The organism is Actinopolymorpha rutila (assembly GCF_013407855.1).
Lineage (GTDB): Bacteria > Actinomycetota > Actinomycetes > Propionibacteriales > Actinopolymorphaceae > Actinopolymorpha > Actinopolymorpha rutila.
Window position 1 is genome coordinate 2,461,064 of record NZ_JACBZH010000001.1, and the last position, 23,819, is coordinate 2,484,882.

Here is a 23,819-nt window from a genome sequence, read left to right on the forward strand (position 1 = left end):
GTCGTTCCTCCTGCGTCGGTCATGTGCGCACCTTTCCGGCCGCGTCCAGCAGCTGGGCGAGACCGGCCTTCCGGTCGGTCAGGTGGAATCGCAGGGTGGGGAATCCCTTGTCCCGCAGGACGCCGAGGTCGCCGGCGGCCTGGGCGGTGATCAGGTGCCCGAAGGTGTATGGCCGGCCGGGGACCTCGAGGTCGTCGGTGACGGCCCCGGTGATTTCCACGAACGCGCCGTTGGGGTGCCCACCCTTGTGGTACTGCCCGGTCGAGTGCAGGTACCTCGGCCCGAAGCCGAAGGTCACCTGGAACGGCACCGAGGCGGCGAGGACGGGACGCAGCCGGGCGGCCCCGGCGTCGGCGTCCCGGTCGAGGTAGGCCAGCAGCGCGAGATAGCCGTGCTCGGGCACAGCCTCGACGATGGTGGCGAGGGCCTGTTCGACGGTGCTCGCACCGGCCAGCAACTTGTCGTCGTCGTAGACCTCGACCGCGCCGTCGACGAAGGCGGGGGAGGAGGCGGACTCCTGCGTGGGCGGCTGGTCGAGCAGCGAACGGGCGGCCTTCTTGGCCTCCTCGACGTTGGGCTGGTCGAAGGGGTTGATCCCGATCAGCCGGCCGGCGACAGCGACCGCCGTCTCCCACAGCTGGAACAGCGCGCCGAGCGAGCCGTCGGTCACGACCAGGCCCGGCACGGCGAGCTCCGGGGTGCCGATCGCCACCGGGGTGACGTCTGCTCCGGCGGTCGCCCAGCCGGGGGTGGTGTCGGAGGTGCCGCCGACGTCGACCGGCAGCAGGCCGCGGCCGAGCTTTCCGGTCGACTCGGCGATGAGCTGCTCGGCCCACGCGCCGAACCCGGTGACGGAGGTGCTTCCCTCACCCAGCACGACCTTGTCCCGCCCGGTCTGGTGCCCGGCGCCCAGTGCGGCGCCCAGTGCCAGGGCGGGGTTGTCGGCGCCGTCCTGCGACAGCACCGGGAGCACCGCCTCGGCCTGGTCGAGCAACTCGGCCACGTCGGCGCCGGCCAGCCCCGCCGGGACCAGCCCGAACGCGGTCAGGGCGCTGTAGCGGCCACCGACGTTCGGGTCGGCGAGGAACACCTTGCGGTAGCCCTCGGACTCGGCGAGCTCGGCGAACGGCGAACCGGGGTCGGTGACGACGACGATCCGGCTGGGGCCGTCGATCCCGGCGTCGGCGAACGCCTTGAGGTAGGCCCGCCGGTGGCTGTCGGTCTCCACGGTCGAGCCGGACTTGCTGGACACCACCAGCACGGTGCGGTCGAGGTCCTGGGCGATCGCCCGGCTGATGACCGACGGATCGGTGGAGTCGAGCACCGTCAACGGGACGTCGGCGGTGGCGGTGATCACCTCCGGGGCCAGCGAGGAGCCGCCCATGCCGGACAGGACGATGTGGTCCAGGCCCTCCTGGCGCAGCTGCGCCTGCAGTGCCTCGATCTCGGCCAGCAGCGGCCGGGACGTACGGGGGAGGTCGACCCAGCCCAGCCGGATCGACGCCTCCGACTCCGCGTCCGGCCCCCACAGCGTGGCGTCCTTGGCGGCGAGCTTTGAGGCCACCTGGTCCTCGACCAGCCGGCTGACCGTGGCCTCCTCGGGCCGGGTGACCTCGACGGTGAGCCCTTCGGCGCTCACTTCTTGTTTCCCCCCTCGAGTGCGGTGCGTACGGTGTCCAGGAGTTCCTTCCAGCTGGCCGCGAACTTCTCCACGCCCTCGACCTCGAGTTGCTCGACCACGTCGTCGTAGGCGATGCCGAGCTTCTCCAGGTCGGCGATCAGCTGGCGGGCCTCGTCGTAACGGCCGCGCACCGTGTCCCCCCGTACCTCGCCGTGGTCGGCGAACGCGTTCAGCGTGGCCTCCGGCATCGTGTTGACCACACCGTCGGTGACCAGCTCGGTGACGTAGATCGTGTCCGGCAGGTTGGGGTCCTTGGTGGAGGTGGACGCCCACAGCGGCCGCTGCGGCTTGGCCCCGGCGGCTGCCAGCGCCTTCCAGCGGTCGGAGGAGAACACCTCCTCGTACGCCTCGAACGCCAACCGCGCGTTGGCGATGGCCGCCCTGCCCTTCAGGGACTTGGCCTCGTCGGTGCCGATCTTGTCCAGCCGCTTGTCGTACTCGGTGTCGACCCGGCTGACGAAGAACGACGCGACGCTGCCGATGCGGCTCAGGTCGAGGCCCTTCTCCTTGGCCTTCTCCAGGCCGGTCAGGAACGCGTCCATCACCTCGCGGTAGCGCTGGAGGGCGAAGATCAGCGTGACGTTGACGCTGATGCCCTCGGCGATCGCGGCGGTGATCGCCGACAGCCCCTCGCGGGTGGCCGGGATCTTGATGAAGAGGTTGGGCCGGTCGACCAGCCACCACAGGGCGCGCGCCTCGGCCACGGTCTTCAGGGTGTCCTTGGCCAGGCGCGGGTCGACCTCCAGCGACACCCGGCCGTCGACGCCGTCGGTGCGGTCGTAGACCGGGCGCAGGACGTCGCAGGCCCAGCGGATGTCGTACGTCGTGATCGCGCGCACGGCCTCCTCGAGGTCGACGCCCCGGGCGGCGAGGTCGCGGTTCTGTTCGGCGTATTCGTCGGCGTTCCCCACCGCCTTGGCAAAGATCGTCGGGTTGCTGGTCACCCCGACGACATGCTTGTCGGCGACGAGGTCGGCGAGGTTGCCGGTGGAGAGGCGGCCACGCGAGACGTCGTCGATCCAGACGGCCACGCCCGCGTCGGACAGTGCGGCAAGTCGGTCGTTCATCGAGTCTCCTTAGCTGTGTGGGTGTCGGGCCTCAGCCGCGAACCGCCGCCAGGCTCTCCCTGGCGGCCTGCGCCACCGTGCCCGCCGTAAACCCGAACTCCTCGAACAGGGTCTGGTAGTCCGCCGACGCCCCGAAGTGCTCGATCGAGACAATCCGGCCGGCGTCGCCGGCGAAGCGGTACCACGGCTGTGCGATGCCGGCCTCGACGCACACCCGGGCGCGCACCGTCGGCGGGAGCACTGTGTCCCGGTAGGACTGGTCCTGCGCGTCGAACCACTCCACGCACGGCATCGAGACGACCCGCGCGGCGACGCCCTCCTCGGCGAGAAGCTCGCGGGCGGCCACCGCCATCTGCACCTCGGAGCCGGTCGCGATCAGGATCACGTCGGGCACCGCGTCGCCCGGTGCGTCGATCAGGACGTAGCCGCCGCGGCCGACCTCGCTGGCCGGTGCGAACCCGCTGCCCTCCGAACGGTCGAAGGTCGGGAGGTTCTGCCGGGACAGCGCGAACCCCTTGGGGCTCTCGGGCCGGGAGAGGGCGAACTGCCACGCCGCCGCGGTCTCGTTGGCGTCACCGGGCCGGACCACGTCCAGGCCCGGAATCGCGCGCAGCGCGGCGAGGTGCTCGATCGGCTGGTGGGTGGGCCCGTCCTCGCCCAGACCGATCGAGTCGTGCGTCCAGACGTAGATGACCGGCAGCTGCATCAGCGCCGCCAGCCGCACCGACGGGCGCATGTAGTCGCTGAACACCAGGAACGTCGCGCCGTAGGGGCGGGTGCCGCCGTGCAGGGCGATGCCGTTGAGGATCGCGCCCATGCCGTGCTCGCGGATGCCGAAGTGCAGCACCCGGCCGTACCAGTCGCCGGCGAACTCCTTGGTGGCGTACTCCGGCGGGATGAACGACGGCTCGCCGTCGGGCGTGGAGTTGTTGGACTCCGCGAGGTCGGCCGAGCCGCCCCACAGCTCCGGCAGCACCGGGGCGAGCGCGGAGATCACCGCACCGGACGCCTTGCGGGTGGCGACGGCCTTGCCCGCCTCGAACGTCGGGATCCGGTCGGTCCAGCCCTCTGGCAGCCGGCGCTCGCGCATCCGGTCCAGCAGCTGGGCACGCTCGGGGTTCTTGGTCCGCCAGGCCGAGAAGGTGGTGGTCCAGTCCCGGTGCGCCTGCCCGCCGCGCTCGCGCAGCTTGCGTACGTGGTCGAGAACCTCGTCCTCCACCACGAACGTCTTGTCCGGGTCGAAGCCGAGGATCCGCTTGGTCGCGGCCACCTCGTCGCCGCCGAGCGCGGCGCCGTGCGCCTTGCCGGTGTTCTGGGCGTGCGGCGCGGGCCAGGCGATGATGGTGCGCAGGACGATCAGCGACGGACGGTCGGTCTCGGCGATCGCCTTCTCGTAGGCGCCGTACAGCGCCTGGACGTCCTCGACGTACTCGTCGGTACGCTTCCACTCCACGGTCTGCACGTGCCAGCCGTAGGCCTCGTAGCGCTCGGCGACGTTCTCCGACAGGGCGATCGTGGTGTCGTCCTCGATGGAGATCTTGTTCTCGTCGTACAGCGCGATGAGGTTGCCGAGCTTCTGGTGGCCGGCCAGCGAGCTGACCTCGTGGCTGATGCCCTCCTCGATGTCACCGTCACTGACGATCGTGAAGATCCGGTGGTCGAACGGGCTCGTGCCGGCCGGGGCGTCCGGGTCGAGCAGGCCGCGCTCGCGGCGGGCGGCCATGGCCATGCCCACGGCGTTGCCCAGGCCCTGGCCCAGCGGACCGGTCGTGGTCTCCACCCCGGCGGTGTGCCCGTGCTCGGGGTGACCCGGGGTGCGGCTGCCCCACTTGCGAAAGTGCTTGAGGTCTTCCAGGTCGAGCAGGCCGGCGAAGAAGAGCTGGATGTACAGCGTGAGGCTGGTGTGGCCGGCGGAGAGCACGAACCGGTCGCGGGCGACCCAGTCGGGGTCTGCGGGGTCGTAGCGCATCAGCCGCTGGAAGAGGAGGTACGCCGCGGGCGCCAGGCTCATCGCGGTGCCGGGGTGGCCGTTGCCGGATTTCTCGACCGCGTCCATGGCGAGCGCGCGGATCGTGTCCACGGCCCGCTTGTCCACGTCGGTCCAGTCGAGGGGGGCAGGTGCGTCGCTGGAAGTCATACGGCTGATCGACTCCTGTCAGAAGATGCGGAAGCCATCGTTTGCGAGCCTACCCACGTGCGGATCTGCTCGCGCGGCGGTGCCGCCCACCGCGTGGGCCGGGATCGATCCGGTATCGACCGGGGATCGATCCGGAAGCGATCCGGGATCACCGGGGGCGATCTCGGGGGGATCATCGGGGCGCGGTGCGGCGCAGTCGTGGGGCGTACCCCGTCCGGGCCGCCGGAACCGTGCCGCCCGCGGGAAGTGTCCGGACTGTGGGGGTATGCGTCCCCGGTAACGCGGCACCGTAAGCCCGGGGAGGGCCCGCCGGGGAACGGCTCCTAGACTTGCCGCGATCGTGCGGCCGGATCGTCCGGCCGACAGGTACTCCCGGTGACGAGGTGTTCGTGGCGGCAGTCGACTCCGGCCCCATCGCTTCCGGCCCCACCACCTCGGGGCGGCGCACCTCGGGCCACCGAACCGCCGGGCCGAACGCGGGACACGGACATAGCGCCCCGCCGGGCCGGGCGCACTGGCGGGACGTCGTGGCGGCATACGTCGCGCTCACCAAGCCCCGCATCATCGAGCTTCTCCTCGTCACCACCGTGCCGGTGATGTTCCTCGCCCAGCGAGGTGTCCCGCCGCTCGGCCTGGTGCTCGCCACGATGGTCGGCGGCATCGCCGCCGCGGGCAGCGCCAACACCCTCAACTGCGTCCTCGACCGCGACATCGACGAGCGGATGCGCCGCACCCGCCGGCGGCCCCTGCCCCGTCACGCGGTGGGCCCGCGCAACGCCGCGATCTTCGGCCTCGTGCTCGGCCTGGTCGCGACCCTGTGGCTGGGCTTCGTCGTCAACTGGCTGTCGGCCGGGCTCGCGCTGGCCGCGAACGCGTTCTACATCCTCGTCTACACGCTGGTGCTGAAGCGGCGTACGTCACAGAACATCGTGTGGGGCGGCATCGCCGGCTGCTTCCCGGTGGTGATCGGGTGGACGGCGGTGCGCGGCTCGCTCGACTGGGCACCGCTGGCCCTGGTGCTGGTGGTGTTCTTCTGGACGCCGCCGCACACGTGGACGCTGGCGATGCGCTACCGCGAGGACTACGCCGAGGCCGGTGTGCCGATGCTGCCGGTGGTCGCCACCGAACGCGCGGTCGCCTGGCAGGTGGTGGCCTACTCCGCCGCCACCGTGGCGGCCTCCCTGGCCCTGTGGCCGATCGCGCCGACCGGCTGGCTGTATCCCGTGGCCGCCGCCGTGCTGGGCGCCGTGGTCATGGTGGAGGCGTTCGCGCTGGTACGCCGGGTGGCGCGCGGCCAGTCCGGTCCGGCGCTGAGGCCGATGCGCTTCTTCCACTGGTCCAACCTCTACCTCGCGCTGTTGTTCGTGGCGGTCGCGCTGGACCCGCTGGTGACGCGCTGAGCCCGTCGGTTCCGCGGTACTGATTCGCGGGCCTGACCGTTCCCGAACACTCCCGTCACGCGTGCGTTTCGGCTGCGTAGGCTGGAGGCCGGTCGTCGCGCGCCGGGTGCGACGAGGCGGTAAACGGGCAGTGAGGAGTGCACCGCACAGATGGCTGGTTCGGCAGCGCACGGTCCACGAGACGATTCCCACGACGGCCCCGGGGGCACTTCCCAGGACAGCCCGCGAAACGACGTCGGGGTCGCCCTCGACCTGGACGGCCTGCCGTCCCGCCACCTCGACTGGCCCGACTGCCGTAACGCGCGAGACCTCGGGGGTTTGCCGACCACCGACGGCCGGGCGATCCGGCACCGCGCGTTGATCCGCACCGACAGCCCGCACCGCCTCACGGACCAGGGCGTGGCCGCCGTCCACGAGTACGGCGTGAGCCGGGTCGTCGACCTGCGCCGGGACGCCGAGTGCGAGCGGTCGCCGAGCCCGTTCCACGGTACGCCGCTGCACTGCCACGTACCCGTGCAGAACCCCGCCGACCCCGACCACGAGTGGCTCACCCTCGCCGAGATCTACGTCGCGATGCTCGACCTGCGGCCGCAGTTGTTCGCGACGGCCGTGGCCGCGATCGCCGACGCCCCGCCCGGCGGCGTCGTGGTGCACTGTGCCGGCGGCAAGGACCGCACCGGGATGGTGGTCGCGATGGCGCTGCACCTCGCCGGGGTGGAGACGGCCACCATCGCCGCCGACTACGCCCTGACCGAGGGCCGGCTCGCGGAGGAGAACGCCGCCACCCTCGCGGCCGTCAGCGACCCGCGGGTGCGGGAGATCATGCGCGGGCTCCAGCCGACGCCGCCGGAGGTCATGCTCACCACGCTGGGGCACCTGGACAGCAGGTACGGCGGAGTCGCGAACTACCTCGACCGCGGCGGGTTCGGAGCCGACCGGGCACAGGTGTTGCGGGACCGACTGGTCGGCTGACTCTGGTCATCCCGCCCGGCCGGCGCCGCCCGGAGGGTCAGCGGGCGGCCCGCTCCTCGTTCGCGCAGCGGGTGGCGGGGTCGCCGCAGCACTGCTGCAGCCCGGCCAGCGGGTGGTGTTCGACCGGCGTTCCCCGGCGTACGGTCGCCCACGCGATCAGCCCGCCGGCGGCGCACACCACCGCCGCGATCACCATCGCCCGCACGTAACCCGGCCCGAGCGGACCGCCGCCCATGCTCACGCCGGCGGCTGGCGGCAGGATCGCCACCGCCAGCAGCCCGGCGGTGCGCGCCACCGCGTTGTTGACACCGGACGCCGTGCCCACCCGGGCCTCCGACACCGAGGCGAGCACGGTCGAGGTCAGCGGCGCCACGGTGATCGACAGGCCCAGCCCGAACACCACGACCGACGGCAGCACCACCGTCCAGTACGACGCACCAGGCACGATCCTGGCCATCAGCGCCAGGCCGGCCGCGGCGGCCAGCGGCCCGATCGTCATCGGCAGCCGGGGCCCGATGCGTTGCGCGAGGTCGCCGATCCTGGGGGAGAGCAGCAGCATCAGCACTGTCAACGGCAGGTTGGCAACGCCCGCGGCCAGCGCGGAGTAGCCGAGGGACTGCTGCAGTTGCAGCGCCAGCAGGAACAACGCGCCGCCCAGCGCGGCGTACACCGCGAGCGTGGTGAGGTTGGCGCCGGTGAACTGCCGGGAACCGAAGATGTCCAACGGGAGCAGCGGATCTGGGGAGCGCCGCTCCACCAGCGGGAACCCGACCAGGCCCGCGACGCCGAGGGTCAGCGCGACGACGGTCGCCGGAACCCAGCCGCGGGCGGGCACCTCGATCAGCGTGAACGTCAGGCCGGCGAGCCCCGCCGTCACGCAGACCGTGCCGAGCACGTCCAGCCGGTGGGACGTGGGCGCGCCACGGCTCTCCGGCACGTGTCGTACGGTCAGCGCCAGCGCGACCACGGCGATCGGAAGGTTGATCAGGAACACCCACCGCCAGGACGCCGCGACCACCAGCCAGCCGCCGACGAACGGGCCGACCGCCGCGGCGACGCCGGTGAGCCCGGCCCAGGCGCCCACCGCCCGGCCACGGTCGTCCGGGTGGATCGAGGCGTCGATCAGGGACAGGCTGCCAGGGACGAGCAGGGCGCCGCCGACGCCCTGGGCGAGCCGGGCCGCCACGAGCACCGGCCCGGTGGGCGCCAGCCCGCAGGCCAGCGAGGCCAGCGTGAACACGACCAGACCGAGCGTGAACACCCGCCGCCGGCCGTACCGGTCGCCGAGGACCCCGCCGAGCAACAGCAGGGCACTGAGGGTGAGCAGGTAGCCGTCCAGCACCCACTGCTGGACCAGCAGCCCGCCGCCGAGGGACCGTCCGATGGCGGGCAGCGCGATGGTGACCACGGTGCCGTCCAGCAGGGCCATGCCGGAGCCGAGGATCGCGGCGGTCAGCACCCACCGTCCGGTGGGGGAGGCGAGGGACACCCGGTGACCGTCGGTGGTGGCTCCGGAACTGCCGGAGCTGCCGCCGGGGGCGGTACTGCTCATGGTGTCGAGCCTACGGAACCCGAATGTGGCCGCGACGGGCCAACTGGGTATGATTCCTCCGCGACGGCGTCCGCCGTCTCTCCTGTGGGCGAGCCGCCCGCATGGTCGCCCTCCGAGCGTTGTTCCGTTTCCGCCTGCCAGGCCCATCTCGCGTGCCGGCCGGGCGTGCGCGCACCGCGGACCGGAAGTCGCGGCCGCAGTCATTTCACGGAGCTGTCCTTCTTCATGCCCCAGTACTCCGAGGCGGAACACTCCCGCCGCGTACGTCGTACCACCTCTGATTTCAGCAGTGCCTCCCGTTCCTCCGGCTCTTCCTTCGGTTCCGGCCGTTCCGCCGGCGCCTCCCGTTCCTCCGGCACCTCGGGCGCCAACGGGCCGCGCCGTCGTGGTGACGCAGCGCCCGCGGGCCGTTCCCGGGGCCGGGCCACCCGCCCGCCGCGCGGTGGGCGGCCCACCTCCGCGCCCGCCCAGGACGGACTGGACGCGTACGAGCGCGAGCTCGACGCCGCCCTGGACGCCGCCGCCGTCACCGAGCCCGCCGACCTGCTCGGGAGCTTCGCCGACACCGGCCTGCCCGAGAAGCTGGTCGAGGCGCTCTCCCGGCGGGGAATCGACCGCCCGTTCGCCATCCAGGCGCGCACCCTGCCCGACACCCTGGCGGGCCGCGACGTGCTGGGCCGCGCCCAGACCGGCTCGGGCAAGACGCTGGCGTTCGGTCTGCCGATGCTCGCCCGGCTGAGTGCCGGCGTCGACACCCGTCGTCCGGGGACGCCCCGCGGCCTGGTCCTGGTGCCGACCCGGGAGCTCGCCCAGCAGGTCGCCGACGTCCTGACCCCGCTCGCCCGGCGGCTCAACGCCTCGCTCACCACCGTGTACGGCGGCGCCTCCATGCGGCGCCAGGTGATGGCGCTGCGCGGCGGTGTCGACATCGTGGTCGCCACCCCCGGCCGGCTGATCGACCTGATCGAGCAGGGCGAGTGCTCGCTCGGCGAGGTCGAGGTCACCGTGCTGGACGAGGCCGACTACATGGCCGACCTCGGGTTCCTGCCCGCGGTCACCAAGCTGCTGGACATGACGCCCGCCGGCGGGCAGCGGATGCTGTTCTCGGCCACGCTGGACCGCGGTGTGAGCCGGCTGGTCCGTATGTACCTCACCGACCCGGCCGTGCACGCCGTCGCGCCGGCCGCGGCGCCGGTGGAGTCGGTCGAGCACCGGGTCTTCACGCTGCGCCCGGACGACAAGGTGGCGGTGGCCGCGGAGATCGCCGGCCGCCCGGGCCGGACGCTGTTCTTCGTCCGCACCAAGCACGGCGCCGACCGGCTGGTCCGCCAGCTCGGCCACGCGGGCGTCGACGCGGCCGCCATCCACGGCAACCTCAAGCAGGGTGCGCGGCGACGGGCCCTTTCCGGGTTCGCCTCCGGAGCGCCCCGGGTGCTGATCGCCACCGATGTGGCTGCCCGCGGCATCCACGTCGACGACGTGGACCTCGTGGTGCACTACGACCCGTCCGCCGACCACAAGGACTACCTCCACCGGTCCGGCCGTACGGCCCGCGCCGGCGCATCCGGCATGGTCATCTCGCTGGTCCAGCCCGATCAGCGGCGCGACGTCGCCAAGCTGCACAAGCTGGCGAAGGTCACGCCCAACGCGGTGGACGTCGGGCCCGGCCACGAGGCCGTCCGGGACGTCGCCACCTCGGGTACGCCGATCGTGGTGACCCGGCCCGCGCCGGTCGAACCCTCCGGTGCGCGGGGCGGGCACAGCCGCGGCGGGCGGGGCGGTTCCGGCGGACGCCGGCCGCGTCGTCCCGGTGCCGGCCGGCCCGGCCGTACCGACCACGGTGGCCGCCGGGGCGAGGGGCGCACCAGCCGCGCCTCCTGACCCATCCGCCCCGAGGGGCACAAGCAGTACGAGGACCCGCGGTGGCCAGGTGCCACCGCGGGTCCTCGGTGTATGCGGGGTTTGCCGCCTACTGCGGGTCTGTCGCGGAACGCAGAGGGCTGGTCAGGCCCGCCGGCCGGGCCGGTGCGACGCCGCCGACGGTGAGCGCCCCGGACCTCTCCGACGCCTCCCGGGCCCCGGGTACCTCGTCCGCGGTCGCCGCCGGTCCGCGCGTACCGACGAGCAGCCAGGTCGCGACCGCGAGCGTGAGCGCCGCGCCGCCGACGTGGATGCCGACCAGCGCGGCGGGCAGGCCGGTGAAGTACTGCACGAACCCGACCGCTCCCTGGCCCACCTCGACCAGCAGCAGGGCGAGTGCGGCCCGCCGGGCACGAGCCGGTGCGCCGGTGGCCCATACCGCCGCCAGCATCCCGACCGTCAGGCCGATCAGGAGGAGCACCACGTCGGCGTGCACCTGGCTCACGGCGGCCGGATCCAGGCCGTTGCGCCGGGCCTGCAGGTCACCGGCGTGCGGCCCGCTCCCGGTGACCACCGTGCCGAGGTAGAGCACCGCGACCGCGGTGGCGAACAGGCCGTACACCAGGCCCCGGACCGGCCGGGGGACGGTCGGCGCCATCGGCCCGCCGGGTTCGCGGGTGCGCCGGGCGAGCACCACGGCCACCGCCACCAGCGCCGGGGACACCATGAAGTGCGCGCCCACCACCCACGGGTTCAGGTGGGTCAGCACGGTGATGCCGCCCACGACGGCCTGGGCGGGAATGCCGAGCAGCAGGATCCCGGACAGCCACCGCAGGTCGCGGCGGCGCGGCAGGTAGCGCATGGCGGCGAGCCAGGTCAGTCCCACCACGATGGCCAGGACGAACGTCAACAGCCGGTTGCCGAACTCGATCGCGCCGTGCCAGCCGAGCTCGGGGTGGGCGACGAACGAGGTGTCGGTGCACCTCGGCCAGGTGGGGCAGCCGAGCCCCGAGCCGGTCAGCCGGACGGCGCCGCCGGTGACCACGATGCCGAGGTTGGCGACCAGCGAGGCGACGGCCAGACCGCGGATGTGACCGAGAGTGGGACGAGGGACCTGCACGCGCCAAGGGTAAGCGGCCACTCCCGGACGCCTGTCGGCTCCCCTCGAGCACCCGGGCCCGCCGAGGCCGGGATGTCCGGCATGGGCAGCTCGGGCGGGAATCACCGGATCGGGGCCCGGCTCACTCCCAGCGGAACGTACGCGAGGTGGCCAGCGCCGCCGCGAGCAGCCAGGCGGCCAGAATGCCCACGGAGCCCGCCACGGCACCCCAGGAAGGGCCCGCGGAAGCGCCGGCCACGCCGGCGACACCGAACGTGTGCCGCAGCCCCTCGGCCAGCGCCGCCGAGGGCAGCCAGCCGATCAGCGGCTGGATCGCGGCCGGATAGGACGCCACCGGCACCAGCGTCGCGCCGCACACCACCAGCAGCAGGTAGACGAGGTTGGCCCCGGCCAGGGTCGCCTCCGCCCGCAGCGTGCCGGCCATCAGCAGTCCCAGGGCGGCGAACGCGCTCGTACCCGCGACCACCAGGACGACGACCGCGCCGACCGTGCCGGCCCCGAGGTCGGGCCGCCAGCCCAGGGCGTACGCCACGGCGCCGATCAGGACGACCTGCACGACCTCCACCAGCAGGACCGCGAGCACTTTCCCGGCCAGCAGCCCGGTGCGGGGCAGGGGAGAGACGCCGAGCCGTTTGAGCACGCCGTACCTGCGCTCGAAGGCGGTGGCTATGGCCAGGCTGGTGAAGGCCGTGGACATCACCGCCAGGCCGATGACCCCGGGCGCGAGGACGTCGATGCGCCGCTGCGGGCCGAGGGACAGCCCGGGTGCGAGCGTTCCGGCGGCCAGCAGCAGCAGGGGAATGACCAGGGCGAGGACGACCTGTTCGCCGTTGCGGAACAGCAGCCGCGCCTCCATCAGGCCCTGGGCGAGCACCATCCGGGGCAGGGACGCCGCGCCGGGGCGGGGGGCGAAGGTGGCGGCACTCACGCGCGCAGCTCCCGTCCGGTGAGTTCGAGGAAGACGTCCTCGAGAGTGTGGCGTTCGACGGCGAGGTCGTCGGCGAGGACGCCGTTGGCGGCACACCAGGCGGTGACGGTGGCCAGCAGTTGGGGGTCGATCTCACCGAGGACGAGGTAGCTGCCGGGCGCGGGTTCGCGGACCTCGCTCCCGACGGGCAGGGCGGCCCGCAGCGACCGTACGTCCAGACCCATCGGCCCGCGGAAGCGCAGCGAGTTGGCGGCGCCGCGCGAGGTCAGCTCCGCGGGGGAGCCGGAGGCGATCACCCGGCCGTGGTCGATGACGTACACCTGGTCGGCGAGGCGCTCGGCCTCCTCCATGTAGTGCGTGGTGAGGACCAGCGACACGCCGTCGCGGCGAAGCTCCTCGACCAGGTCCCAGGTGGACCGCCGGGCGAGCGGGTCGAGTCCGGCGGTGGGCTCGTCCAGTACGACGAGCTCGGGGCGGCCGACCAGGGCGGTGGCCAGGGCCAGGCGCTGCTTCTGCCCGCCGGACAGCCGGCGGTACGGCGTACGGCCGCAGCTGCCGAGGTCGAGCCGGTCCACCAGCAGGTCGACGTCCAGGGGGTGCGCGTGCAGCCGGGCGACGTGCCGGATCATCTCCCTGGCCCGTGCGCCGGACCACGCGCCGCCCTCCTGGAGCATCACGCCGAGGCGGGGCATCAGCGCCCGCCGGTCGGCCACCGGGTCCAGGCCGAGAACGCTCACCCGGCCACGGTCGGGGCGGCGGTAGCCCTCGGCCGTCTCGATCGTGGAGGTCTTGCCGGCGCCGTTGGGGCCGAGGATGGCGGTGACGCTGCCCTGCCGGACGGTGAGGCTCAGCCCGTCCACCGCGGTGACGGCGGAACCACCCCGCCCGTAGCGCACCACGAGGTCCTCGATCTCGATCACCAGATCGCCCACTCTGGGAGTCTAGGTCTGTCACCTGGAAGGTCCGACCGCCGGGACTGGCGCGGGATCGGCGCCGGATCGGCGCGGGTGAAACGTCCGGTTCGTACCCGAACGGGGCCCGATGTGACCAACGTCGCAGCCGGATCCGAGCGCCACGCCCGGGGACTTAGGGCCGCCTCACTAGCCTGCTCGGACGAATAACAGCACAATGGCGTTGTGAAAAACACCCGGACGACTCCGGTGGCTCCGGCCCCGCCGGCGCCGCACTCCGCACCCCCGGGCACAGCGCCCGCAGGGGTGAGTGGTGCTGCGCATGCGGACGCCGAGTCCGGGCATGAATCCACCCGGGAACGGGTTGCCCGGGTGATCCTCGAGCGCGGACCGCAGACGGCGGCCGCGCTGGCCGACCAGCTGGGCGTCACCCCGGCGGCGATCCGCCGCCACCTGGACGCGATGGTGGCCGAGGGCGTCGTGGCGGCCCGTGAGCAGCGGATTCGCGGACCTCGCGGTCGCGGTCGCCCGGCCAAGGTCTTCGCCATCACCGACGAGGGCCGCAGCGCGTTCCACCAGGCCTACGACGACCTGGCGGTCAGCGCACTGCGTTACATCCGCGAGACCGGCGGGGAGGACGCGCTGGAAGCATTTGCCCGGCGGCTCGTCGGCCGGCTCGAGGAGCGCTACCGCTCGGTCGCCACGTCCTTTCCCGCCGACGAGGGAACAACCGCGCTCGCCGAGGCGCTGTCGGAGGACGGGTACGCTGCCTCGGTCGAGCCGGCGGGTGCGGGCGAGCAGCTGTGCCAGCACCACTGCCCGGTGGCCCACGTGGCCGAACAGTTCCCGCAGTTGTGCGAGGCGGAGACGGAGGTGTTCTCCCGGCTGCTCGGGCGACACGTCCAGCGCCTCGCCACCATCGCGCACGGGGACGGCGTGTGCACGACCCACGTACCCCGTCCCGGAGGGGCCGGCCGGCCCGACGCGCCGCAGGCTCCCGAGCGCACCACGAACCCGCACCAGACGAACGACCGCACGACCCACAGTGTTCGATCCCGGACTGGGAGGAATTCTTCATGAGCACGACCGCGCATCCCGAACTCGAGGGGCTGGGCCGCTACCAGTACGGCTGGGCCGACTCCGACGCCGCGGGCGCGACCGCCAGGCGCGGCCTGTCCGAGGATGTCGTGCGCGAGATCTCCGCGCTCAAGGACGAACCCGAGTGGATGCTCGACCTGCGGATGCGGGGACTGAAGTTCTTCTATCGCAAGCCGATGCCCACCTGGGGCGCCGACCTGTCGACGATCAACTTCGACAGCATCAAGTACTTCGTGCGGTCGACGGAGAAGCAGGCGACCACCTGGGACGAGCTGCCGGACGACATCAAGAACACCTACGACAAGCTGGGCATCCCCGAAGCGGAGAAGCAGCGGCTGATCGCCGGTGTCGCGGCGCAGTACGAGTCCGAGGTCGTCTACCACAAGATCCGCGAGGACCTCGAGGAACAGGGCGTCATCTTCGTCGACACCGACACCGGGCTGCGTGAGTACCCGGAGCTGTTCAAGGAGTACTTCGGCACGGTGATCCCGGCCGGCGACAACAAGTTCGCCGCGCTCAACACCGCTGTCTGGAGCGGCGGCAGCTTCATCTACGTGCCGCCGGGCGTGCACGTGGAGATCCCGCTGCAGGCGTACTTCCGCATCAACACCGAGAACATGGGTCAGTTCGAGCGGACGCTGATCATCGTCGACGAGGGTGCCTACGTGCACTACGTCGAGGGCTGCACCGCGCCGATCTACTCCACCGACTCGCTGCACTCCGCGGTGGTCGAGATCATCGTGAAGAAGAACGCCCGCTGCCGTTACACCACGATCCAGAACTGGTCCAACAACGTCTACAACCTCGTCACCAAGCGGGCGACCGCGGCCGAGGGCGCGACGATGGAGTGGGTCGACGGCAACCTCGGCTCGAAGATCACGATGAAGTACCCCGCGATCTACCTCATGGGCGAGCACGCCAAGGGCGAGACGCTCTCCATCGCGTTCGCGGGCGAGGGACAGCACCAGGACGCGGGCGCCAAGATGGTGCACTGCGCGCCGCGTACGTCCTCCTCGATCATCTCCAAGTCGGTGGCCCGCGGCGGTGGCCGCACCTCCTACCGCGGCCTGGTCGAGGTGCAGGACGGCGCCGACCACTCCAAGAGCACGGTGAAGTGCGACGCGCTGCTGGTCGACCAGGTGAGCCGGTCCGACACCTATCCCTACGTCGACGTACGCGAGGACGACGTGGAGATGGCGCACGAGGCCACGGTCTCCAAGGTGACCGACGACCAGCTCTTCTACCTCATGAGCCGCGGGCTCAACGAGGACGAGGCGATGGCGATGATCGTGCGCGGCTTCGTGGAGCCGATCGCGCGTGAGCTGCCGATGGAGTACGCCCTGGAGATGAACCGGCTGATCGAGCTGCAGATGGAGGGGTCCGTCGGCTGATCCCCGAGGTGGAGGTGCGACCGGCGGCGGCTTCGGCCGCCTCGGCCGCACCGCCCCGCGCCGACGACCTGTTGGTACGACGAGAAGGTGAGAGCGACACCCGACATGCCCGATCACGACCAGACCCACACCGGTGCCGAGGCCGCGCAGGAACGCGCAGCCGTGGCCTCCCAGGTGCTCTCGCCCGACACCGGTGCCGCCGCCGGCCCGCCGCCGACCCCCGCGGGCTCGGCCGGTCAGGCGCACTCCCACGGCGCCGGCGCGGACGCCCAACCGGCGTCCCACCTGCACCCGGAAGGCTCCTTCGACCTGGCCGACCACCCGGTTCCGACGGGCCGGGAGGAGGTGTGGCGGTTCACCCCGCTGAAGCGGCTGCGCGGCCTCGCCGACGGTTCGGTGGAGGCCACCGGCAAGGTGGTCGTGGACGTCTCCGCGGGCCCGGAGGTGCGGGTGGAGACCGTGGGCCGCGACGACCGGCGGCTCGGTTCGGTGCACAAGCCCGGTGACCGGGTGAGCGCCCAGGCGTGGACGTCGTTCGGCCAGGCCACCGTGGTGACGGTCCCGGCCGAGGCGCGGCCGGCGGACCCCGTGGTGGTGACCGTGCGCGGCGAGGCGGTCGAGGGTGCGAGCTACGGCCACACCTTCGTCGACGTCCAGCCGTACGCCGAGGCGGTCGTGGTCCTCGACCACGTGGGCTCGGCGACCTACGCCCACAACGTCGAACTCTCCGCCGGCGACGGCGCCAAGGTGACGCTGGTGTCGGTGCAGGACTGGGCCGACGACGCCGTGCACGCCGGGCACCAGGCGCTGCGGATCGGCCGGGACGCCCACGTGCGGCACGTCGTGGTGACCTTCGGCGGCGACCTCGTACGCCTGCACACCCATCTCTCCTATGCCGGTCCGGGCGGTGAGGTCGAGGCGCTCGGCCTGTACTTCGCCGACGCCGACCAGCACCTGGAGCACCGGCTGTTCGTCGACCACAACCAGCCGCACACCCGCAGCAACGTCGAGTACAAGGGCGCGCTGCAGGGCGCGGGCGCGCACACCGTGTGGGTCGGCGACGTGCTGATCCGCAAGGTGGCCGAGGGAATCCAGACGTACGAGCACAACCGCAACCTGATGTTGACAGACGGCTGCCGGGCCGACTCCGTACCCAACCTGGAGATCGAGACCGGTGAGATCGAGGGCGCGGGACACGCCAGCGCCACCGGCCGGTTCGACGACGAGCAGCTGTTCTACCTCCAGTCGCGCGGTGTTCCGGCCGACGAGGCTCGCCGGCTGGTCGTGCACGGCTTCTTCGCCGACCTCATCCGGCACATCGGCGTCCCCGAGCTGCGCGAGCGGCTGATGGGCCACGTCGAGGAGGAGCTCGAGCGCAGCGTCGGGCTGCCGCCGGCCTCCTCCACCGCGGTGCCCGCGTCGGCCGGTGCCGGGCAGGAGGTGGGAGCGTGACCGACTACCTGCGCGCCTGCCCGCTGGCCGACCTGCCCGAGACCGGTGCGGTGCCCGTCGTCGTCGACGGCGTGCCCGTCGCGGTCGTACGTAGCAGCGAGGGCGACGTCCACGCGATCCACGACGTCTGCTCCCACGCGGAGGTGGCGCTGTCGGAGGGAGAGGTCGAGGACGGCGAGATCGAGTGCTGGCTGCACGGCTCGCGGTTCGACCTGAACTCCGGCGCCCCGACCGGACTGCCGGCCACCGAGCCGGTGCCGGTCTACCCCGTGAAGATCGACGGCGACGACGTGCTGGTCGACGTCCACCACCCGCTGAACTCCCAAGCCTGACCCCGCAAGAACTGGAGCCTGAATCCGTGAGCACCCTCGAGATCCGCGACCTGCACGTCTCCGTCGAGACCGAGGCCGGCCCGAAGGAGATCCTGCGCGGGGTCAACCTGACCGTGAGGTCGGGGGAGACCCACGCGATCATGGGTCCCAACGGCTCGGGCAAGTCGACGCTGGCCTACTCCATCGCCGGCCACCCGAAGTACCAGATCACCCGTGGCTCGGTCACCCTGGACGGTGAGGACGTGCTGTCCCTGAGCGTGGACGAGCGGGCCCGCGCCGGCCTCTTCCTCGCCATGCAGTACCCCGTCGAGGTGGCCGGGGTGTCCGTGGCCAACTTCCTGCGTACGGCCAAGACCGCCGTCGACGGCAAGGCGCCCAACCTCCGCAGCTGGGTGAAGGACGTCAACGGCGCCCTGGAGAAGCTCGGTATGGGTACGGACTTCGCCCAGCGCAACGTCAACGAGGGCTTCTCCGGCGGTGAGAAGAAGCGCCACGAGATCGCGCAGCTGGAGCTGCTCGACCCGAAGTTCGCGATCCTGGACGAGACCGACTCGGGTCTCGACATCGACGCGCTGAAGGTCGTCTCCGACGGCGTCAACCGCTTCCACGGCAAGGGTGACAAGGGTGTCCTGCTGATCACCCACTACACCCGCATCCTGCGCTACATCACCCCCGACCACGTGCACGTCTTCGTCGACGGCCGGGTCGCGGAGGAGGGCGGCCCCGAGCTCGCCGAGAAGCTCGAGGCCGAGGGCTACGCGAGCTACCAGAAGGCGGGCTCGTCGTCGTGACCGCCGACCGGACCGGCCTGGACGTGGAGCGGATCCGCAAGGACTTCCCGATCCTCGAGCGGGTCATGCCCGGTGGCCGGCCGCTGGTCTACCTCGACAGCGGGGCCACCTCGCACAAGCCGCGCCAGGTGCTCGACGCCGAGCGGGGCTTCTACGAGCAGCACAACGCCGCGGTGCACCGGGGCGCGCACCGGCTCGCCGAGGAGGCGACCGACCTCTACGAGTCCGCGCGCGCCCGGATCGCCGCGTTCGTCGGTGCCGGCGTGGACGAGGTGGTGTTCACCAAGAACTCCACCGAGGGCATCAACCTCGTGGCGTACGCGATGAGCAACGCCGCCACCTCCGGGCCGGAGGCGGAGCGCTTCCGGATCGGGCCGGGCGACGAGGTCGTCGTCACCGAGATGGAACACCACGCCAACCTCGTGCCCTGGCAGGAGCTCTGCCGGCGCACCGGCGCCACGCTGCGGTGGTTCGGCCTCACCGACGAGGGCCGGCTGGACCTGTCCGGCCTCGACGAGCTGATCAACGAGCGCACCAGGCTGGTGGCGCTCACCCACCAGTCCAACGTGCTCGGCACGGTCAACCCGCTCGACCTGATCGTGCGCCGTGCGCACTCGGTCGGCGCGCTGGTCGTGCTGGACGCCGCGCAGTCGGTGCCGCACCAGCCGGTCGACTTCGCCGGCCTGGACGTGGACTTCCTGGTGTTCTCCGGCCACAAGATGCTCGGGCCCACCGGCATCGGCGTTCTGGTCGGCCGCAACGAGCTGCTGGCCGCGATGCCGCCGTTCCTCACCGGCGGGTCGATGATCGAGGTGGTGCGGATGGAGGGGACGACGTTCGCCGCGCCGCCGCAGCGGTTCGAGGCCGGCGTACCCAACATCGCGCAGGCGATCGGGCTGGGCGCCGCGGTCGACTACCTCCAGGCCGTGGGCATGGAGGCGGTCGAGGCGCACGAACGCGACCTCACGGCGTACGCGCTGGAACGCCTGCCGGCGATCCCCGGTGTGCGGATCATCGGGCCGCCCACCGCGGAGGCACGCGGCGGCGCGGTGTCCTTCGTCGTCGACGAGATCCACCCGCACGACGTCGGGCAGGTGCTCGACGAGCTCGGCATCATGGTGCGCGTCGGGCACCACTGCGCCTGGCCGATCGTGCGCCGCTACCGGATTCCGGCCACCACCCGGGCGACGTTCTACCTCTACAACAACCGCGCCGAGATCGACGTGCTCGCCGACGGGATCGAGCAGGTGCGGCGGTTCTTCGGCGTCGCCGACACCAGCGTGGGGACGAGCGGACGGTCCGGCGCGACCACCACGAGCTGACCAGCAGAGGAACGACAGGACGGTGCTGACCTGATGCAGGTCGAGGCGTTGTACCAGGACATCATCCTGGACCACTACAAGAACCCGCACGGCAAGGGCCTGCGGGAGCCGTTCGAGGCCGAGGTCTACCACGTCAATCCCACCTGCGGTGACGAGGTGACACTGCGGGTGCACCTGGAGGGCGAGGGTGCCGACGCGCGGGTCGCGGACGTGTCGTACGACAGCATGGGATGCTCGATCAGCCAGGCGTCGGCGTCGGTGATGTACGACCTGGTGCACGGCAAGACTGTCAAGGAAGCCTTGCGGCTGCACGACGAGTTCCTCACGCTGATGCAGTCCAAGGGGCAGCTCGAACCCGACGAGGACGTGCTGGAGGACGGCATCGCGTTCGCCGGCGTGTCCAAGTACCCCGCCCGGATCAAGTGCGCGTTGCTGTCCTGGATGGCCTGGAAGGACGCGACCGCGAAGGCCCAGGTCGACCAGCCGAACGGTGCGGGCACGCTGGACGTGTCCGGCACCACGACGGCGGCCGGCGCCGAAGACCACCCAGGCGACCACACAGGCGACGAGGACAACGACGAGAAGGGAGCTGGCCGATGAGCGAGGCCGTGAAGACGAGCGAGGACGACCTGCTCGAGGCGATGAAGGACGTCGTCGACCCGGAACTTGGCATCAATGTCGTCGACCTCGGCCTGGTCTACGGCGTGAGCCTGGACGACGAGGGCGTGGCGACCATCGACATGACCCTCACCTCGGCCGCGTGCCCGCTGACCGACGTGATCGAGGACCAGACGCAGGTCGCCCTCGACGGGATCGTGCAGGCGTTCCGGATCAACTGGGTCTGGATGCCGCCGTGGGGCCCGGACAAGATCACCGACGAGGGTCGGGAACAGCTGCGTGCCCTCGGCTTCAACGTCTGAGCCGGCCTCCGGGCATGATCCCGGACCTGCTTCCGGCGCAGGGGAAACCACCCGCGAGCTGACGATCGGGCCGGCGCGGCTCGACCGTTGGCTGGCGGGTTTTCTCACCCGGCACGGCGGCCCGGCCGACAGGTCGGTCGAGGTGCCGGCCGACGGCACTTCGGTGACGGTGTACGCCGCTGACGGCGCTCGGGTGGAGGTCGCCGTACCCTTCCCGCCGCTCGCTCCACAGGTCGGTTCCCAGCCCCCGCTTCCGTACGCGGGACTGGTCGCGCACGTGACCCGGGACCGAACGGTGGGCGTGGTGCTGGTGCGGATGGGCGGGTACGCCGCCGGGGTGTTCGACGGCGAGGTGCTGCGTACGTCGAAGGTCGGTTCGCGCCTGGTGCAGGGCCGCACCGCCGCCGGCGGCTGGTCACAGCAACGCTTCGCCCGGCGCCGGGAGAAGCAGGCCCGGGAGGCGTTCGCCGCGGCGGCGGACGTGGCGGCCCGGGTGGTACTCCCGCACCTGTCCGACCTCGCCGCCGTGGTCGTCGGCGGTGACCGGCGGGCCGTGGGTCAGGTGCTGCAGGACCACAGACTGGCGCCGCTGCGCGACCTGGTGACCGGCCCGCACCTGGACGTGCCCGACCCGAAGCTCGCCGTGCTGCGCTCGACGCCGGAGCGGTTCCGTGCCGTACGGCTGCGGCTCTCCGAGCCGGCTGGTCCGGCTCAGGCAGCTCAGCCGGACCAGCCCGCCTGAACCCGCCGCGCCGGGCTACCGCGCCCGCGCGGGAGCGTCGGTCGTACGCCCGGCGTTCTCGCGATAACGTGCGCAGGCGTCGGCGATCAACGTCACCGAGTCGGCGTCGGCCGGGTCCGGCGAGCAGATCAGCTCCGACACGCCTTCGGCCTCCCAGGCGGCGAACGCCGCGGCCACATCGTCCACGTCGCCGCGGATCAGCCGCTCCGGCTTCTCCTCGGCGTTGGCGGCCGTCGGCGCGGCCACCTGCACACCTGCGGTGCGGGCCAGCGTTGCCGGGTCGCGGTCGACGTCGCGGCAGGCCTGGTCGAGCGCGGCGTTGGCCTGGCGGAAGCGGTCGCCGGGCAGCCCGAACCACGCGAGGTTCCACAGGTCGGCGTACTGCGCGGCCAGGCCGAGCATCCTCGGCCGCACGCCCGCGACCAGCACCGGCGGCACCGGCCGGTCGGGTCGGTCGCGCACGGGCGCGTCCTGCACCCGGTGGTACTCACCGCCGAAGGTGGCCCGCCCGGTGCGCAGCATCGTGGTGATGATCTGAAGAGCCTCGTCGAACCGGCCCACCCGGTGGTCGAAGGGCAGGTCGAACGCCTGGAACTCCGGCTCGTGCCAGCCCGCACCGAGCCCGAGGACCAGCCGGCCGCCGCTGACCTCCTGCAGGGTGTCGGCCATCCGGGCCAGTACGCCTGGCGGACGGAACGCCGTGCACAGGACCAGCGCGCCCAGGCGGACGGTCGAGGTGGCCTCGGCCAGCGCGGTGAGCATGGTCCAGGCCTCCCACGGAGAACCCGCACCGTCGTCGGTGGAGTCACCGACGAGGTGGTCGTAGACCCAGATCGAGTCCAGGCCCTGCGCCTCGGCCCGGACGGCGAGGTCGCGGATGCCGGGGTAGCCGCGCGGTACTCCGGGCTCCTGCTCGTCACCGATCGGGAGAATCAGACCTACGTGCACGCCGGCTCCTCTCACCGCCCGCGGGGCTTCGCGGAGTACGCGCTCGCAGGTTATCCGCTGCCGGGGTCGCGAGCGAGACACGCGACCCGGCCGGTTCGAGCGAGCCGCCGCGTACGGCCCGGCAGGAGGCGGTCGCCGCAGGTGATGTTCATCGCTGGAAACGATGGCGGTAATGCCGCCAAGTGGGATAATCGCTCGCAATTCAGGACCACGCGACCTACGCACCGCCGGAAGGGTGAGGTCAACGAATCGCGACGAGTCGCCGAACGAGCCGGTCGGGACGTCCGTGACCCCCGAGACGTCCATGCCATCCGGGCGACGCCGCGGTGTACAGTCCATCGACCGCGCCGTCACGATCCTGCGGTGCTTCGACACCGCGCATCCCGAGCTCGGCATCAGCGACCTGGCACGCCGAACCGGCCTGTCGACGAGCACCACTCACCGGCTGCTCAGCGCGCTGCAGGACAACGGTCTCGTACGCCAGTCCCGCGACCGCCGCTACGCACTCGGCCCGCTGCTGCTGCGGCTGGCCAGGGTCGGCGCCGCGCCGGCCAGTGTGCTCGACGCCGCTCGCCCGGTGATGACCCGGCTGCGCGACGAGGTGGACGAGACGGTCGGCCTGCATGTGCTCCTGCCCACCCGCGAACGCGCGGTCATCGACCAGGTGGAGAGCCGCCAGCCGCTGCGGCGCACCTACACCGAGTTCGGCGCACCGATCCCGTTGCCGCTCGGTGCGCCCGGCAAGGTGCTGCTCGCCGCCCTGCCGTACGACGTGCAGGAGGCGGTGCTCGCCCGGCCGGTCACGGCACCGGCAGCCGGCACCTCACCGGACGGCCTGGCCACCCCCGCCAACTCCTCCAACTCCTCCAACTCTGCCGAGCCGGACGTGCTGCGCAAGCAACTGGTCGGCATCCGCCGGCGCAACGTCGCGTTCTCCCGGGCCGAGCGCACGTCCGGCATCCGCACGGTCGCCGCGGCCGTCTTCGACGGTGCCGACCTGCCGGTCGCCTCGCTCAGCGTGTCCGCGCCGGCCGGGCGGATGCCGGAGGAACGGATGGAGGAGTACGCCCCGCTGGTCGTCGCCGCCGCGTGGTCGATCTCCGAACAACTCGGCGCCACCCGGGAGGGCGTCGCGGCCTACCTCACCAGGGCGGAGCCGCCACCCACCTGAGCCTGCCTGCCCTGCTGACAACGG

Annotated in this window: 20 protein-coding genes and 1 pseudogene; 13 read left to right on the forward strand and 8 right to left on the reverse strand. The window is 72.2% G+C overall.

All coding sequences use genetic code 11. The annotated features are described in order from the left end of the window. Window positions 1-19 precede the first annotated feature (19 nt). Genes F4554_RS11010 through tkt form a run of 3 tightly spaced genes read right to left on the reverse strand, consistent with a single transcriptional unit; the run spans window position 20 to window position 4,885 of the window. Window positions 20-1,639: a glucose-6-phosphate isomerase gene (locus F4554_RS11010; protein ID WP_179787294.1), complete on the reverse strand. Its 1,620-nt coding sequence runs from the start codon at window positions 1,637-1,639 to the stop codon at window positions 20-22. Then, window positions 1,636-2,748, reverse strand: a complete 1,113-nt coding sequence (gene tal / locus F4554_RS11015) for a transaldolase (RefSeq protein ID WP_179787295.1) — start codon at window positions 2,746-2,748, stop codon at window positions 1,636-1,638. The genes F4554_RS11010 and tal overlap by 4 nt, the downstream gene beginning before the upstream one ends. Window positions 2,749-2,779: 31 nt before the next feature. Further along, on the reverse strand, window positions 2,780-4,885 hold the full coding sequence (gene tkt, locus F4554_RS11020; RefSeq protein ID WP_179787296.1) for a transketolase: 2,106 nt from the start codon (window positions 4,883-4,885) through the stop codon (window positions 2,780-2,782). 389 nt (window positions 4,886-5,274) lie between these two features. Between tkt and F4554_RS11025 the strand changes: the two genes are divergently transcribed. Continuing rightward, window positions 5,275-6,285, forward strand: a complete 1,011-nt coding sequence (locus tag F4554_RS11025) for a heme o synthase (RefSeq protein WP_337795966.1) — start codon at window positions 5,275-5,277, stop codon at window positions 6,283-6,285. A gap of 150 nt (window positions 6,286-6,435) precedes the next feature. After that, window positions 6,436-7,257, forward strand: a complete 822-nt coding sequence (locus F4554_RS11030) for a tyrosine-protein phosphatase (protein WP_179787297.1) — start codon at window positions 6,436-6,438, stop codon at window positions 7,255-7,257. 37 nt (window positions 7,258-7,294) lie between these two features. Here F4554_RS11030 and F4554_RS11035 read toward each other — a convergent pair whose 3' ends face one another. Beyond that, window positions 7,295-8,809 carry an MFS transporter gene (locus tag F4554_RS11035; RefSeq protein WP_179787298.1) on the reverse strand — a complete coding sequence of 505 codons (1,515 nt, stop codon included), beginning with the start codon at window positions 8,807-8,809 and terminating at the stop codon, window positions 7,295-7,297. A 225-nt stretch (window positions 8,810-9,034) separates the two neighbouring features. On the opposite strand from F4554_RS11035, the gene F4554_RS11040 reads away from it, so the two are divergent. Then, window positions 9,035-10,690, forward strand: coding sequence for a DEAD/DEAH box helicase (locus F4554_RS11040; protein WP_179787299.1), 1,656 nt, complete (start codon window positions 9,035-9,037; stop codon window positions 10,688-10,690). An 88-nt stretch (window positions 10,691-10,778) separates the two neighbouring features. Here F4554_RS11040 and F4554_RS11045 read toward each other — a convergent pair whose 3' ends face one another. From F4554_RS11045 to F4554_RS11055, 3 genes are all read right to left on the reverse strand, one after another. Beyond that, window positions 10,779-11,789, reverse strand: a complete 1,011-nt coding sequence (locus tag F4554_RS11045) for a COX15/CtaA family protein (RefSeq protein WP_337795967.1) — start codon at window positions 11,787-11,789, stop codon at window positions 10,779-10,781. Window positions 11,790-11,910: 121 nt separating this feature from the next. Then, a complete protein-coding gene (locus tag F4554_RS11050; RefSeq protein WP_179787300.1) occupies window positions 11,911-12,717 on the reverse strand; it encodes an ABC transporter permease in 807 nt (268 codons plus the stop codon). Further along, window positions 12,714-13,649: an ATP-binding cassette domain-containing protein gene (locus tag F4554_RS11055; protein ID WP_179787301.1), complete on the reverse strand. Its 936-nt coding sequence runs from the start codon at window positions 13,647-13,649 to the stop codon at window positions 12,714-12,716. Before F4554_RS11055 ends, F4554_RS11050 begins: the two co-directional genes overlap by 4 nt. 285 nt (window positions 13,650-13,934) lie before the next feature. Here F4554_RS11055 and F4554_RS11060 point away from each other — a divergent pair, with 285 nt between their 5' ends. The 9 genes and pseudogenes from F4554_RS11060 (at window position 13,935) to F4554_RS11100 (ending at window position 21,676) form a co-directional block, all read left to right on the forward strand. Continuing rightward, window positions 13,935-14,708: a helix-turn-helix domain-containing protein gene (locus F4554_RS11060; RefSeq protein ID WP_179787302.1), complete on the forward strand. Its 774-nt coding sequence runs from the start codon at window positions 13,935-13,937 to the stop codon at window positions 14,706-14,708. Next, window positions 14,705-16,117, forward strand: coding sequence for a Fe-S cluster assembly protein SufB (gene sufB, locus F4554_RS11065; protein ID WP_179787303.1), 1,413 nt, complete (start codon window positions 14,705-14,707; stop codon window positions 16,115-16,117). Before F4554_RS11060 ends, sufB begins: the two co-directional genes overlap by 4 nt. Before the next feature lie 87 nt (window positions 16,118-16,204). Further along, window positions 16,205-17,569 (forward strand): Fe-S cluster assembly protein SufD, encoded by a 1,365-nt coding sequence (gene sufD / locus F4554_RS11070; protein WP_337795968.1) that lies wholly within the window; start codon window positions 16,205-16,207, stop codon window positions 17,567-17,569. Continuing rightward, window positions 17,566-17,901 carry a non-heme iron oxygenase ferredoxin subunit gene (locus F4554_RS11075; RefSeq protein ID WP_179787304.1) on the forward strand — a complete coding sequence of 112 codons (336 nt, stop codon included), beginning with the start codon at window positions 17,566-17,568 and terminating at the stop codon, window positions 17,899-17,901. Before sufD ends, F4554_RS11075 begins: the two co-directional genes overlap by 4 nt. A 26-nt stretch (window positions 17,902-17,927) precedes the next feature. After that, window positions 17,928-18,692 carry a Fe-S cluster assembly ATPase SufC gene (gene sufC / locus F4554_RS11080; RefSeq protein ID WP_179787305.1) on the forward strand — a complete coding sequence of 255 codons (765 nt, stop codon included), beginning with the start codon at window positions 17,928-17,930 and terminating at the stop codon, window positions 18,690-18,692. Further along, the gene (locus F4554_RS11085) at window positions 18,689-20,014 is read left to right on the forward strand and encodes a SufS family cysteine desulfurase (RefSeq protein ID WP_179787306.1); all 1,326 of its coding nucleotides are present in this window, start codon (window positions 18,689-18,691) and stop codon (window positions 20,012-20,014) included. Before sufC ends, F4554_RS11085 begins: the two co-directional genes overlap by 4 nt. 33 nt (window positions 20,015-20,047) lie before the next feature. Beyond that, a pseudogene (gene sufU / locus F4554_RS11090) lies at window positions 20,048-20,485 on the forward strand (Fe-S cluster assembly sulfur transfer protein SufU); the annotation flags it as partial. 125 nt (window positions 20,486-20,610) lie between these two features. Next, entirely contained in the window at window positions 20,611-20,934 is a 324-nt protein-coding gene (locus F4554_RS11095; protein ID WP_092882996.1) for a metal-sulfur cluster assembly factor, read from the forward strand. Beyond that, complete coding sequence (locus F4554_RS11100) at window positions 20,912-21,676, forward strand: acVLRF1 family peptidyl-tRNA hydrolase (protein WP_337795969.1); 765 nt, start codon at window positions 20,912-20,914, stop codon at window positions 21,674-21,676. The genes F4554_RS11095 and F4554_RS11100 overlap by 23 nt, the downstream gene beginning before the upstream one ends. A gap of 15 nt (window positions 21,677-21,691) precedes the next feature. Here F4554_RS11100 and F4554_RS11105 read toward each other — a convergent pair whose 3' ends face one another. Further along, window positions 21,692-22,624 (reverse strand): LLM class flavin-dependent oxidoreductase, encoded by a 933-nt coding sequence (locus tag F4554_RS11105; RefSeq protein ID WP_179787308.1) that lies wholly within the window; start codon window positions 22,622-22,624, stop codon window positions 21,692-21,694. Between the two features lie 304 nt (window positions 22,625-22,928). On the opposite strand from F4554_RS11105, the gene F4554_RS11110 reads away from it, so the two are divergent. Next, entirely contained in the window at window positions 22,929-23,795 is an 867-nt protein-coding gene (locus F4554_RS11110) for an IclR family transcriptional regulator (protein WP_238341268.1), read from the forward strand. Window positions 23,796-23,819: the final 24 nt, after the last annotated feature.